Annotated in this window: 13 protein-coding genes and 1 tRNA gene; 13 read left to right on the plus strand and 1 reads right to left on the minus strand. The window is 38.3% G+C overall.

Annotation, left to right across the window (positions count from 1 at the left end):
- The first annotated feature begins 3 nt into the window (after positions 1-3).
- The 3 genes from FEE95_RS09200 to FEE95_RS09210 are packed head-to-tail and all read left to right on the plus strand — an operon-like array spanning position 4 to position 3,341.
- Positions 4-825 (plus strand): sugar phosphate isomerase/epimerase family protein, encoded by an 822-nt coding sequence (locus tag FEE95_RS09200; RefSeq protein ID WP_138657653.1) that lies wholly within the window; start codon positions 4-6, stop codon positions 823-825.
- A 29-nt stretch (positions 826-854) separates the two neighbouring features.
- Positions 855-1,697, plus strand: coding sequence for a sugar phosphate isomerase/epimerase family protein (locus tag FEE95_RS09205; protein ID WP_138657654.1), 843 nt, complete (start codon positions 855-857; stop codon positions 1,695-1,697).
- A 15-nt stretch (positions 1,698-1,712) separates the two neighbouring features.
- A complete protein-coding gene (locus tag FEE95_RS09210) occupies positions 1,713-3,341 on the plus strand; it encodes a sulfatase family protein (protein ID WP_138657655.1) in 1,629 nt (542 codons plus the stop codon).
- On the opposite strand, the gene FEE95_RS09215 is transcribed toward FEE95_RS09210, so the two are convergent.
- Complete coding sequence (locus FEE95_RS09215) at positions 3,338-5,131, minus strand: arylsulfatase (protein WP_138657656.1); 1,794 nt, start codon at positions 5,129-5,131, stop codon at positions 3,338-3,340. The genes FEE95_RS09210 and FEE95_RS09215 overlap by 4 nt on opposite strands.
- A gap of 147 nt (positions 5,132-5,278) precedes the next feature.
- Between FEE95_RS09215 and FEE95_RS09220 the strand changes: the two genes are divergently transcribed.
- The 10 genes from FEE95_RS09220 to FEE95_RS09265 all read left to right on the plus strand — a co-directional run bounded on the left by FEE95_RS09220 (position 5,279) and on the right by FEE95_RS09265 (position 14,473).
- Positions 5,279-6,388, plus strand: a complete 1,110-nt coding sequence (locus FEE95_RS09220) for a serine hydrolase domain-containing protein (RefSeq protein ID WP_138657657.1) — start codon at positions 5,279-5,281, stop codon at positions 6,386-6,388.
- Between the two features lie 4 nt (positions 6,389-6,392).
- On the plus strand, positions 6,393-7,121 hold the full coding sequence (locus FEE95_RS09225; protein ID WP_394347954.1) for a M15 family metallopeptidase: 729 nt from the start codon (positions 6,393-6,395) through the stop codon (positions 7,119-7,121).
- Complete coding sequence (locus FEE95_RS09230) at positions 7,114-8,613, plus strand: sulfatase (protein ID WP_138657658.1); 1,500 nt, start codon at positions 7,114-7,116, stop codon at positions 8,611-8,613. Before FEE95_RS09225 ends, FEE95_RS09230 begins: the two co-directional genes overlap by 8 nt.
- Positions 8,614-8,624: 11 nt before the next feature.
- The gene (locus FEE95_RS09235; RefSeq protein ID WP_138657659.1) at positions 8,625-9,545 is read left to right on the plus strand and encodes an alpha/beta hydrolase; all 921 of its coding nucleotides are present in this window, start codon (positions 8,625-8,627) and stop codon (positions 9,543-9,545) included.
- 66 nt (positions 9,546-9,611) lie between these two features.
- Positions 9,612-9,685 (plus strand) — tRNA-Pro (locus FEE95_RS09240).
- Between the two features lie 216 nt (positions 9,686-9,901).
- Entirely contained in the window at positions 9,902-11,161 is a 1,260-nt protein-coding gene (locus FEE95_RS09245) for a site-specific integrase (protein ID WP_138657660.1), read from the plus strand.
- A 328-nt stretch (positions 11,162-11,489) separates the two neighbouring features.
- Positions 11,490-12,041 (plus strand): BfmA/BtgA family mobilization protein, encoded by a 552-nt coding sequence (locus tag FEE95_RS09250; RefSeq protein WP_138657661.1) that lies wholly within the window; start codon positions 11,490-11,492, stop codon positions 12,039-12,041.
- A 494-nt stretch (positions 12,042-12,535) separates the two neighbouring features.
- The gene (locus FEE95_RS09255; RefSeq protein ID WP_138657662.1) at positions 12,536-13,402 is read left to right on the plus strand and encodes a DUF4382 domain-containing protein; all 867 of its coding nucleotides are present in this window, start codon (positions 12,536-12,538) and stop codon (positions 13,400-13,402) included.
- Between the two features lie 162 nt (positions 13,403-13,564).
- Positions 13,565-13,768, plus strand: coding sequence for a hypothetical protein (locus tag FEE95_RS09260; protein WP_138657663.1), 204 nt, complete (start codon positions 13,565-13,567; stop codon positions 13,766-13,768).
- Positions 13,769-13,786: 18 nt separating this feature from the next.
- Entirely contained in the window at positions 13,787-14,473 is a 687-nt protein-coding gene (locus FEE95_RS09265; RefSeq protein WP_138657664.1) for a hypothetical protein, read from the plus strand.
- The last annotated feature ends 193 nt before the right edge of the window (positions 14,474-14,666 follow it).

Here is a 14,666-nt window from a genome sequence, read left to right on the forward strand (position 1 = left end):
ATTATGAAAAGAATAATAGCAATTGCCTTATTTACTTTAATAACCATACCAGTATCTGCTCAGGAAGTAGGTTTACAATTATATAGTCTTAGAAATCAATTCAAGACTGATGTTACCGGAAGTCTTGATATCATTCAATCATGGGGAATAACCAAGTTGGAAGGTGGAGGTACCTATGGAATGTCTATGGAAGAATTTCAAAAGGAGCTTACTTCTAGAGAAATGTCTGTGGTAAGTGTTGGTGCAGGTTTTGAGGATTTGGAAAATAATCCGCAAAAAGTAATTGATAATGCGAAGGCTTTTGGAGCGAAATATGTAATGTGTGCTTGGGTACCGCACGATGATAATAAATGGGATTTGGAGGAAACCCAACATGCCACCGAAGTCTTTAACAAGGCAGGTCAACTCTTAAAGGAAAATGGATTGACTTTAGCTTATCATGCCCATGGATACGAGTTCCGCCCTTATCAAGACGGCACTTTGTTTGATTATATGGCTGAAAATGCAACAGATTTTACCTTTGAATTGGATGTGTTTTGGGCACATCACGGCGGTGGAGATCCTTTGGCTTTGATGAAAAAATATCCAAAGAAGATGACCTTGATGCATTTGAAAGATATGAAGCATGGGGTCGAAGGAAACAATACAGGACATGAGGATGTTGAGACTAATGTCGTACTGGGTACAGGGCAAGTCGATATGGTCGGAGTAGTTGCGGAAGCTAAAAAATTAGGCATCGAATATATGTTTATTGAAGATGAATCTTCAAGGGTCGTTGAGCAAGTACCACAAAGTCTAGACTGGTTGAAAAGTCTGGATAAATAAAAAACTACTTTTTCTTCAAAAATTTAGGTATGAATAAATCAATATTGATTTTAATAGCGTATGCAGTAATATCACAATTTGCTGCAAGCGAGGTTAACGCCCAAGAAATAGGGTTACAGTTGTATAGCTTGAGAAATGAATTCCCAAAAGATGTTCCGGGAACGTTCGCTAAAATCAAAGCATGGGGAATCCATAATTTGGAGGATGGTAACGATGGTACTTATGGATATACGCAAGAAGAGTACAACGCCATGCTAGCCGAAAACGAATTGAAAATAGTTAGTGTAAGTGCTCCTTTTGAAGAATTGCGTGATTCCCCGGAAACAGTTTTGACACGAGCAAAAAACTATAACGCCGAATATATCGTTTGTTTCTGGATTCCTCATGATGGAAATAAATTTACCCTCACAGACACTCAAAATGCCTTGGCCGTATTTAACAAAGCGGGTGAACTTTATGAGAAAGAGGGCGTCACTTTGGTCTATCATCCACATGGTTATGAATTCAGATCCTATGGGGATGAGCTATTAATTGATCATTTAATTAAAAACTCCAAATACTTTGATTTTGAGATGGATGTATATTGGTTCGCCCACCCCGGGGAAGATCCTGTAGCTTGGTTACGGAAATATCCGAAAGAATTCAAACTTATGCATTTGAAAGATTGTCAAAAGGGCACCAAAGGCAATCAAAATGGTCAATCAGATGTTGAAACAAATGTAGTTCTCGGTACTGGTCAAATAGATATCGCTGGTGTAGTAGCCGAAGCAAAAAAGATGGGAATTGAATATCTTTTTATTGAAGACGAATCCTCAAAAGTTATCGATCAAACGCCTAAGAGTCTTGCCTTTTTAAAAAGCTTAGAAGAATAATACCATTTTATAAGAATGAAGAAATTTAGATTCCCAGTATTCATCCTTTTAATCCTTTGTGTAATTGGTTGCAATGAGAAAGAGAAATCTGGGGAAACCGCCCAAGAGTCACAACCCAACATTATTTGGTTAGTTGCCGAAGACCAATCTCCAGATTGGTTTCCTATGTATGGCGATAGTACAATGCGTTTGCCCTATATAGAAATGCTTGCTCGAGATGGTGTTACCTTTGAAAATGCCTATTCGCCTGCCCCTGTTTGTTCTCCAGCACGGAGTGCGATTATTACGGGAATGTATCCAACGACTTTAGGAACACATAATATGCGTACTTATAATGCATATCGAAAAGATAACCAGCCCCAAGTAGGTATCCCCAGTTATTCACCGATTGTTCCTGATGGTGTTAAAATGTTTACTCAATATTTACGGGAAAAGGGCTATTACACTTCAAACGGACCTAAAGAAGATTATAATTTTGAAAAAATGGAAGCCGCTTGGGATGACAGTAGTAAAGAGCATCATTGGAGCAAACGAAGGGTAGGTCAACCCTTTTTCTCGGTATTTAATTTTTCCGTTTGTCACGAATCACAAATTTGGGCTAGGGGCAAGGATCAACTTTTTATATCGCCATCTAAGGTGACCATTCCACCTTATTTTCCTGATAATGATACTATTCGACATGATTTGGCAGTGAATTACAGCAATTTAAAACGCTTGGACAATCAGATTGGGCAAATCATCAACGGACTTAAGACAGACGGACTATATGAGAACAGTATCATTTTCTTTTATGGTGATCACGGAGGTCCTTTCCCAAGACATAAAAGAGCCTTATATGAAACAGGCACCAAAGTTCCGATGGTTATAAAATTTCCTAAGAATAAAAAAGCTGGAAGTACAGATGACCGATTCATAAGTTTTATAGATTTAGCCCCTACCGTTCTTTCCCTTGCGGGGATAAAGCCTCCAAAGGTCATGCAGGGTGTTGCCCAATTTGGAAAATTCGAAGTTGAAAGGAAGCCAAAGTATACCTTTCATTCTTCGGACCGTTTTGATGCCTTATACGATAGGTTAAGGGCAGTTCGTTCAGAACGTTATAAGTATATTAAAAGTTTCGATACTTCAATAAGTCATGCTATTTCTAATAAGTATAGACAACAAATGCCTATGATGCGGGAGCTAAGAAGACTCTATAATGAAGGGAAGCTTAATGAGGAGCAATCAAGCTGGTTGCATCCAACAAAACCTGAAGAAGAACTATATGATTTACAAAAGGACCCCTACGAATTAAATAATTTAGCAGATTTGCCAGAAATGCAAGATACCTTGACCCATTTACGACAAGTGTTGGAAAAATGGATATTTGAGACCAACGATTTGGGGCGTATTCCAGAGGACGAATTAATGGCAAAATGGTTGCCTGATGGCAAACAGGAACAACTACCTGCTTTGGAAATGGAAGTTAAGAATGGAGAAATCCGATTGATTTCTAAAAAACCGGACGCCACGATCTTGTGGAGACAAGGGAAAGATTCACTTTGGAATATTTACACAAAACCATTGCCCAAAGATGTTTCATTTGAAGCGAAATCTGAACGAATTGGGTATTTAGATAGTGAGGTGCTAAAGGTTGATTCTGATTAATCCAATCTTCTAAACATTAAAAGCCGAACATCCGGACCCTCTTTTCCATCCATATGAGGTACTTTTAAGGTCATAGTTCTTCTTCCTTTCCTCAGAAAAATTTCACCCAAACGTTTGGGTTTAAAATCTTTTACATAAGATTCCATACGAGGGTCACGGTCGTTTTCCATACCGGTGAGGGGAGGGTCATGTACTTCAGCAATTCGGGTAACGAGCATACTTGTTCCGTTTGTCAATTGGACCGCAACTCCTGCATTTTCTTGTGCAAGGGTATAGTAAATTTCTACTTCAAATTTTCCATCTTCAAGTACGTCGATATCCCAAGTGATTGAGTCTTTTACACTTTTCCAATTGGTAAAAAAGGTATTATTAGGATAACGGTTACTACGTTTAATGTTTCCATGAGGTATTCCATCTCGAGCCGGAATCTGTGTATACGGAAAATCGGGATGCCCCAGTGTAATGGGGCGGTCATCTGTTTCCGAGGTCATAGGTTTTGTTTTATCAAGCCAGTCGATTTTAGTTTTTCTAAGGGAATCAACAATTATTGGAAACTGCTCCGAAAGGTCAATCTTTTGTCCACGGTCATGGTCTATATCATAAAGTCTGTTCTCATTATCCAAACGATACTTTTGTGTACGAATACTTGTTTTTCCATTCCAATGATTAAAAATCAATCTATCCTCCCATTTGGGTTTCGAATCTACCAGCAAAGGAACTAGGCTTTTTCCATCCAAAGGTTTTTCAGTATTTACAGCTACACCAGCAAGACTCACCAAGGTTGGAAATATATCTATTGCACTTCCGATTTGAGCTATAGTTTTATTCTTGGCAATTTTACCTTTCCATTGCATCAGAAACGGAGTTCTCACACCTCCCTCATCCGTAGAACCTTTCCTACCACGCATATTTCCGTTCCATCTCCAACCATTTGGGCCATTATCGGATAGATAAATAACAATGGTATTTTCCTCTAATTCCAACTCCGTTAATTTGTCAATTACCCGCCCCACATTGAAGTCTATATTTTCTACCATTGCTAAAGCAGCCTTTGTATGATTAATCGTAGTCGATTCTTCACCCAAGTATTTCAAATCTAGATCCCTGTCATTGAATCTATCCCAAAATCCATCAGGCACTTGCATGGGGCTGTGCGGAGTATTCAAAGGCAAGTATAAAAAAAATGGATTCTCTTTATTTTTGGTCATAAATTCCATTCCGTGATTAACTAAATCATCTACTAGAAAACCATTTCCTTTTACAATCTTCCCGTTGTGTTCCAACATCGGACTAAAATAGTTTCCCCAATGGCCTGAAGTAAATCCGTAGTAATCATCAAATCCCCGTGCATTTGGGTGATAGGGAGCTTGCATCCCATTGTGCCATTTACCGTAGGCTGCAGTTTGATATCCCGCTTGTTTTAGAACTTCGGCGAGCGTAGTTTCATTCAAATTCATTCGTTCGCCACCAGCGGAGGTCTTGTGAACACCTAATCTTGTAAAATGTCTTCCCGTCAGTAGTTCGGCTCGGGTAGGAGAGCAGACGGGTTGCACGTAGAAGTTTTCAAATGAAACCCCGTTGTTTGCTAGCGCATCAATATGGGGTGTGTCGATATCAGTATTGCCATTCATGCTTAAATCACCCCATCCTTGATCGTCGGCCATGATGAGAATGATATTCGGTTTTCTCTGCGCTTCTTTATTTTCGGAATCATTGGTTTTGGAGTCTTCTTTACAAGAGCTTAGTAGCAATAGAAGGCCGATGACAATAATTGGAAGGTTCTTTGTCATAAAAACTTGATTGGGTTTTGAATTAGGAAAAGATACTCACTAAAAGTCTAAAAAAATTGATACATACCCAAATTTGAGGGGTGACGGCCATTTTGTCTGGAATTATAATCTGATTATCTTCAAGGTTTAATATCCTATTAAAAACAAATGCATAGTTTAAAGTCAATTATCCTAGTAGTAGTTCTCTTTGCACTTACAGTTACAAGTTGCGGTAGCGAGGAGCCTTTGGAGATGGTCTTTCCGATGGATACGTGGCAGGAAATGACACCCGAAGAACTGGGAATCAATAGTGCGAAAATGCGAGAAGCCTTGGATTATCTGGCTTCAGAATCTGGTGAGGATGGTTTAGAAGAAGTTTTTATTGTCAGGAACGGATACGTAATATATAAAGGGGATTCTATCTATAAAAAACACAATATCTATTCTTCAAGTAAATCTTTTACAAGTACGGTTTTAGGAATTTTATCAGATCAAGGAAGTCTTTCAGAAGAGACCTATGCCAAGGAAATTGATACTTCAATGGCGTTGTTGTATCCTGATGTTCAACTAAAGCACTTTTCCAGTATGACTTCTGGATATAGCGGTAAAGGTTCGACCCGTTGGGATGAGATAAGTGAAGATTGGTCCTGGACACCCTATGCCATTGATTCCGCACTTTTTACGCCTGGAAAGGAATACGCCTATTGGGATGAAGCGCAAATGATGTTCGGACGTTTATTGACCATGCACACAGGTAAAACCCTAAAATCTATTTTTGATGATAACATCGGGAAAGCAATTGGAATAGGCGATTACAAATGGAATCCCGAGCAGGAAGTTAACGGAATTGAAATCAACAACGGTTGTACCAATGTGATGATTAATGCAGAGCAACTAGCCCGTTTTGGACATTTTTATTTGAATGAAGGCAATTGGAACGGCCAACAATTGCTTTCCGAAGAATGGATTGCTAAGGCAACCCAAAATCAGGTTTTCGCAGATAAAGTAGCAGATACAGATAGGAATAACGTAGATGGACGTGGCTGTTATGGATATAATTGGTGGGTCAATGGTGTGACGCCTACAGGAAAATACCATATGCCAGATGCGCCCAAATCCCTTTACTATGCTAGCGGCTTACATAACAATATGTGTTTTGTAATTCCAGAATGGAATATGGTTTTTGTGCGAAGAGGAGAAGATGGGAATCCAGAAAAAGGGAAACCATTTGTGTATAATGAATTCTTCAAGAGAATGGTTCTTGCAATCGAAAAATGACTTTATGAATTATATGAGAATTGTTGCTGTTTTTGTACTCCTTTTGATAATCAGTTGTAAAGAAAAGTCTTCAAAAAGTGTAGAAATTAAAATTTCCGACGAAAATGGTATTGAAATATTAGATGAGACACATAAAGCAGAAAGAATCCACAAGAAAGCTTTTAAATCTTTGGAAGGTTTAGCAGATTCCACCTTTGTTCGATTAGCGGATTTTAGTGATGGTTTTGCCTATGATATGCGCTATGCAACCGATAATAATTTTCTAAAAGCTCAGGTTTACGATTGTGCAGAATGTTACACCCGTGTGAAAACAGTCAAAGCTTTACTGGCGGCTAATAAAACATTTCAATCTAAAGGTGTAAAGATTAAATTCTACGATTGTTATCGCCCCAATTCGGTACAATATAAAATGTGGAAGATTGTTCCGAATCCGCAGTATGTGGCGAATCCGGTAAAGGGCTCGATACACAACAAGGGAGGAGCCGTAGACATCACTTTGGTTACCTTGGAAGGGGAAGAATTGGATATGGGAACAGATTTCGATTTCTTCGGAAAACGAGCCTATCATGATAATTTTGATTTACCTCAAGAAATCTTAGATAACCGGAAACTCCTTAAAGAAACCATGGAAAAGCATGGGTTTTGGTCTACAAGAACGGAGTGGTGGCATTACAATTTGCAGGGTGCCCACAAAGACCCGATTGCTAATTTTAAATGGGATTGCCATGAATAAGTTCGGTTTTTCACGGTTGGTTTTACTAATCGGTTGTATTATTTGTTCATCTTGTACAGAAACCAAAACCAACTCAACCTACGAAAAACCTAATGTATTGTTTATTGCAATAGACGATTTGAATGACTGGGTGGGTTGTCTAAAAGGGCACCCCCAGGTCAAGACTCCGTATATAGATAGGCTTGCTTCTATGGGCACCTTATTCACTAATGCCCATACGCAATCTCCAATCTGTAATCCATCAAGAACTAGTGTGTTAACAGGCTATCGGCCTTCTACTACAGGTATTTATGGATTATCCCCATGGATTCGGGAAGTACCTGAATTAAAGGGCTTGGTCACGATTCCGCAGTATTTCACGAAAAATGGGTATAAGACTTATTCTGCTGGAAAGATATTTCATGGTGGATACGGGCGAAGAGGTACGGATTCCGAATTTGATAGCTTAGGTCCCGGTTCAGGAGTGAAAAAACAGCCGCGTACTAAATTAGCTGAAGAGACCCCAAGAGGTAATAATCCTTGGGTGGACTGGGGGAGCTTTCCTCTGCAAGAAAATGAAATACAAGATTACGACGTGGCAACCTGGGCAGTGGATGTATTACGTAACAAACCAGAAGCGCCATATTTTTTGTCTGTTGGATTTTTTCTTCCGCATGTTCCGTTATATGCGCCAGAATCCTTTTTTGACTTATATCCGAAGGAAACCCTTCAAATGTCACCAATGCTCGAGAATGATAGAAAAGATACACCCAAAGCTTCGTGGTATAATCATTGGGATGTGCCAGAACCCCGATGGAAATGGTTTCAAGAGCAAAACCAAGATTCAGTTTTCGTGCAGTCGTATTTAGCTTCCATTAGTTTTATGGATAAGCAAGTTGGGCGGGTTCTCGATGCTTTGAATGAAAGCGGGCAAGCAGAAAATACAATTATAGTTCTCTGGTCCGATCATGGTTTTCATTTGGGAGAAAAAGAAATTTCGGGTAAGAATACCCTATGGGAAAGGTCCACCCGAGTTCCTCTCATTTTTGCAGGCAAAAGAATCGGTCGTGGTAAAACGGTCAGTGCACCGGTTGAACTTCTTGATATTTATCCAACATTAAATGAGTTGTGCAATTTCCCCGAGAAGAAGGATTTGGAGGGGCACAGTCTTGTTCCACAATTAACAAACGCCAAGAGTAAAAGAAATTGGCCGGCAATAACCACAAACAATTATCAGAACCATGCTGTCCGTACTGAAAATTGGCGTTACATTCAATATGCCAATGGTTCGGAAGAGCTATATGACATGAAAAACGACCCCAATGAATGGCATAATTTAATCGGTGTCGATGTTCATAAAAAATGGACTGATAGTCTCAAAAAATGGATTCCAAGAGAAAGTAAACCACCTTTTGTGGGCAACTATCAACGCATATTAGAAAACAGAACCGGAAAAGTATTTTGGCAAGGCAAAGAGATTTTGCCTCAGGACTCAATTCCGGGTTTTAACTAAAAATTTAAATTATGAATAAAAAATATGTATTAATCCTAGCACTTTCTTTTTTCATGGTATTTAAAGGAATGACCCAAGACATAATCATTCCTATATGGCCTGAAAAGAAAATTCCAAATCGAATAGAGAGCAACGAAAAAGAAGAGCATAAGCGAAACGGAATACTACGGATTAGCAAGGTTCAAGAACCAACTATTGAAGTCTATTTACCGGCGAAATCGAATGCAACCAAAGATGCAGTTTTGATTTTTCCAGGTGGCGGATATGGCATTTTAGCCTATGATTGGGAAGGTACCGATATTGCAAAATTTCTGAATGGAAAAGGTATTGCAGGTATTGTAGTGAAGTATCGTCTGCCTTCATCTAAATCGCAGAAAGACAAACACAATGTCCCACTTATCGATGCGCAACGTGCTTTGCGTTTAGTTAGGAGTAAGGCAGAAAGTTTTCATATTGATGCGAACAAAATAGGAATTTTAGGTTTCTCGGCCGGTGGACATTTGGCCTCGACTTTGGGTACTCATTTTGACGAAAAGGTTTATGAACCAATTGATGAAGTAGACAAGGAAAGCGCACGCCCAGATTTTATGGCTTTAGGATATCCAGTAATTTCTTTTGGCAATATGACTCACGGAGGCTCCAAGAAAAATCTTATAGGGGAAAATCCTAAACCTGAGATGGTCGATTATTTCTCTAATGAAAAGCAGGTAACCGAAAATACGCCGCCCACGTTTTTATTTCACGCCACTGATGATACGGCTGTTCCCGTTGAGAATAGTTTGCTCTTCTATCAAGCACTTAAGGATAAGGGAGTTTTGGCAACAATGCACATTTATCCAAAAGGCGGTCACGGATTTTCTTTGGCAAGAAATGATGACCATTTACGAGGCTGGACCGAACGTATGTTCGAATGGATTCAAAGCCTTAATTAAGCCAACTATTTTTTTGAAAAGATAGAACTAAATCTATTCTACTTTTATATTTTTGCAATCCGAATTCGGGATGTAGCGCAGTCCGGTAGCGCACTCGGCTGGGGGTCGAGTGGTCGCAGGTTCAAATCCTGTCATCCCGACGAACCGCCATTTTGGCAATATCAAAACCCTGCTAATCGTATGATTATCAGGGTTTTTCATTTTCCTTGCATTCATATGATATCATCTGAAACCACCCTTTTGGTGTGCAATTCGGTGTGCAAAGCGGTACGCATTTTGTGCTAAATTTATGTAGCATTTAAGACATTTAGATGTAGTCTTTAAACAAAAGATGTTTAATTAAAAAGACTTGCAACATGCGTACAGACAGCACTTTAGGAGTGATTTTCTTTACTAGAAGAAAACGGAGTAACCCCGAAAAATTGGATATTTATGTCCGAATTACGGTCAACAAACAGCGGGCTGAATTCAGTATAAAACGTGACATAGCGGTGTGCAATTGGGATATTTTCAGATGTCGGGCTAAAGAAATCGACCATAACCACATTCTACTCAATTCGTATTTGGATGACGTTCATGCCGAAGTTCTCAATGCCCAGAAGCAGTTACACTCAGAAAGAAAGGTAATTACAGCTAAAGGAATTAAGCTAAGGTACTTCGGGGAGGACGAAGAGCGAATGACCTTGATGAAAGCCGTTGAATACCACAGTAAGAATATCAACAATGAACTTAAGGCTGGAACTTTGAAAAACTATTTCTCAACAGAAAACTATCTAAGGGAGTTTCTCCAAGAAAAACACAAAACGAATGATATCTATTTGGTACAACTCAACTATAGGTTCATTGTCAATTTCGAGAACTTCATCAGAACCTATGTACCGAAAAAGGAAAGAAGGACATGTACGAATAATGGCGTAATGAAACATATGTCCAGATTGATGAAAATAGTTAACATGTCCATTCGTATGGAATGGTTGGTGAAGGATCCTTTCAAGAATTACAAACTAAGGTTTGTTAAAAACGAACGTGACTATCTTACCGAAAGAGAACTAGAACTAATGGAAGAAACCTCTTTCATGCCAATAGGTTTAAAGCGGGTCAAGGATATCTTTTTATTCAGTTGCTATACAGGTCTTTCGTATATCGATATTAAGGAACTAAACCCGAATCAAATTCTAGTTGGAATCGATGGAAATAAGTGGATACATACAAAGCGAACCAAAACGAACGAGCTACTTAAGATTCCACTGCTTCCCAAAGCAAGGGAGATTTTGGATAAATATGAAAATGAAATCGTACCCACAGGCAAACTACTTCCAGTTTATAGTAATCAAAAGACTAATAAAATTTTAAAGGAGATTGCCAAGGCATGTGGTATCCATAAAAACATAACCTTCCATGTGGCCAGACATACTTTTGCCACCACGGTAACTCTGTCTAATGGAGTACCTATTGAAACCGTATCAAAACTATTGGGCCATACCAAACTTACGACGACACAGATCTACGCAAGGGTACTACAAAAGAAAGTAGGGGAGGATATGCAAAACCTAATGGATGTATTCGAATCAAAAAAGAAACAAAGAAGCGAACCCCCCAAATCTTACCATAACTAAAACGCGCTCGGTTCCTGTTGGATTTTTGTAGCGTCCCGATAGGTAAGCGTTAAACAAAAATAGAATAGGGCGCGTCCTACTTTTTGGTTATGAAAAGCCCTTTCAAGGGTATTCAAAACTTAGGAGTGAAACGAAGAAGATTTGAATAGCAAGAGGACAACGCGCTAAAGCGACGTTGTGTATTCAATTATTGATTTAAATAACTAAAAATCAATACATTAAAATGCATTCTAAAAAGATTGAAATTGTCAAAATTGTAACAATATATACCACAGCCCCAATGAGAAGGGAAAGAAATTGTAACAATCGTATGGATAAGAGGTGAAAAATGGACGGATTCGGAACCATAAGGCTACATCATAGAACTATTAAAAGGTTCAAGGGGTTTTCTAGGAAATTCAAAAGTTCCTATTCGGAAACCCTTGAAGCGGTTATGGACTTTTTCGAGTGGCATGGAATCTTACCATCGAAACGTTTTGCTGACCAAATCAACAAAGAAGAAGCGAAAACGAGGAAGAGGGTAGAAGCGGCTATTGCGATAATCCGCAACATTGAAAAGACCCAGACCCTGCCTACTAATATTATGCTTGAAGCCCTGTTCGGAAAACATGAAATCGTCCGAGAAAGAAAAGAACCAAAATTGATAGAAACGAAGTTCGAAAAGCTAACAAGGGAAGAATGGAACAAAAAGGAAAACAAGGTCTCAAGGATTAAATATGATCGACTAAAGGAAAAACACATTTCCAGTTTAGAGCGAATGATGACTATGTTAAATAAGGTTGAGAAAATCAAGCCAAGGTTTGGAAAACCCTATCTAAAATTGGAAATCAGCCCAATGGAATTGGCTAAAATCAAAAGACAACTTAAAAACCAATTATAAAATACCTCGCAAGCAGATTAGTTTGGTAAGGATTTGGGACTTGCAGCACGAAACTTCGTTTCGCTCGCATACCTATGTTAATCCATTCTGTTGTCTAGAATTCAAAATTGCTAAATGAAAACAAATCAATAAAAAGTTGATTAACGAAGAAACTAAAAGAGATAATGAATGGGACACTTATTAAAATAATCATGCTTTTGAAAGACTGTCACTTAAAAATGGCTTTTTTACGAGTGGGTTTTAAATAGAAAATTCTAAATAAAAACCCTCGTATTTTTCTTTACTAAACCTCTTAAAAAGCTAATATAATGCTTTTTATGGGAGCCAAAATGGATTTCTATAAGATGTGTTTGAACATAAATCATCAAGAATATAGGTAGTTCATCGAATAACCAAAATTTTGAGTAGGGTAGGTTCGTTTGCTATTGTTTATAAGCACCAAGTCTTTAAATTTTGAAGTATGGTCTTATTTAATAATCCTAAATCTTAAACCTATGAAACTTAGCATTTATTCAATTGTGTTCATTGTGATTGGTACATTTTTCATTAGTTGTTCCGACAACAATGACCCAAGTAATTTTGGTAGACTTTCGGTTCAATTAACCGACGCACCTTTTCCACATGATCTTGTTGCAGAAGCCAATGTAACTATTTTCAAAGTCGATGCACGCTACAAGGGGGATGTTGAACTTGACATGCAGGCTATTGATAGTACAAATGCTGTTATTGAAACCGATAAAGGAAAACCTTTCGTTGTGCTGATGGAAAATGAAGTTGATGTAAACCTTTTGGAGCTTACGAACGGGGTAACCAAAACTTTAGTAGATACTGATGTACCTGTTGGGTCGTATGATTTGATTAGGGTTTATGTAAGAGGAATCAATGTGGTTCTGACTGATGGAACAACCTATAATTTAGATGTCCCTAGTGGTTCACAATCGGGAATCAAGGTTTTTATCAAACCCGAACTTATGGTTAATGGCGGACTTTCTTCTGATCTTCTGCTCGATTTTGACGTGAGTAAATCATTCGTTCAAAAATCAGGCGGTTTTAATTTTAAACCTGTAATCAAGGCAAGTAATTTATCCACCGCAGGTACCTTAATGGGTACCATTACAGCGGTAGAACAAGATACCATTGTTGGCGTCGAAGGGGCTCAAGTAGCCGTCTTCATTGCCGATACTTTGAATACAACTACTTTTTCAGATATTGATGGCGGGTATATGCTCATGGGCTTGGAAGCTGGTTCATACAAGGTCGAAGTCGAAAAAGATGGGTATCTTACGCAAACAGCTGAAGAAGTCCAGATAAATGCCGCTAATAAGACGATTCAAGATTTTGAGCTAGTTTTAGAAGAATGATAAGCATGTTAACATAATAACTTAGCGGGGTATATACTCCGCTTTTTTTTATTTCAATAATTAAAGAATATTAGTTCAGGTAATTCTCCTAAATAACTGAACACCATACAATTTAGATTTCGTTTCCTCGTTATGGCACTACTAATCATTTAAAAAATAATCATGAAGAAATTAAGTACGTTGGTGTTTTCTATTCTTTTTATGGGAATCATCTCCTGCGGTGATACCAAGAAAGAGGAGAAAGAACTAGAAGCAGCCCTTGACAAAATAGAGGCGGTAGAGCAAGAAATTGACCAGACCACCGAAGCGTTAGATCAGAAAGCGGAAGAAGTAGAATCTGCTCTTAGTGAATTAGATAATTTATAAAACTAAAGTCAAGGAGATATGAAAAATATAGTAAGAATAATAGGATTGATGCTTTTTGCCTTTGTTTTAACAACAACTTCTGGGTATGCCCAGGGAAAATCTCAAGAGAAAGGAAAAGCGAAAAAAGAGAAAGTCGAAAAGGTTAAAAAAGATGTTGCCGAAGAGGTTGATGAGAAGGTTGAGGAACGAAAAGGTAAAGCCAATGAAATGAAGGAGAAGGCCAAAAAGAAGGTTAAGGACAAGAAGGATAAAATGAAAGGAGATGATGAGGTTGAAGACGCGGTGGAATATGATGATGATTCAGAAGAGGATAAAGAAGAGAAAGCTGAAAAGAAGGCGAAAAAAGAGAAATCGAATAAGGGTAAGGCCTATGGACGCGACAAGGGTGATATGAGTGGTAAGGAGTTTGGTGAGTATAGAGCGTCCATGGCCAAAGAAAAGATTAATGAATCGGAAGCTACCCTAAGCGAAAAAAAAGAAACTCTAAATCGAGGTCGTAAAAAAGTAAAAGAGGCTAAAGATAAAGTTGCGAAGGAACGTGAAGAGAAAAGTGCTGATGAAGAAGTTTTAAAGGAGAAAGAAGAGAAAATATCAAAAGCAGAGGAAAAGTTGAACGAACTAGAGGGTATTATCAAAAAAGGAAAGGAAAAGATTAAAAAACAACGTGAAGAAATTGAAGAAGTAGGTAACAAGTCTATTGAATAAATTGGTAGGAATAGGTTTTTATAAAAGACTCTTGTTTTTCGAAATGAGGGTTTTTTTTATGGACTTAGGATATTAATACGTTGCTTGATTCAAGCACTATAACTTCATATACTCCTCAAAATAACTCACCTGAGATATTGAATAGTAATAAACGAATATCTTTTGTTACTAATGTTAGTAGACCCCTTTCCTT

The organism is Maribacter algarum (ex Zhang et al. 2020), assembly GCF_005885635.1.
GTDB classification, from domain to species: domain Bacteria; phylum Bacteroidota; class Bacteroidia; order Flavobacteriales; family Flavobacteriaceae; genus Maribacter_C; species Maribacter_C algarum.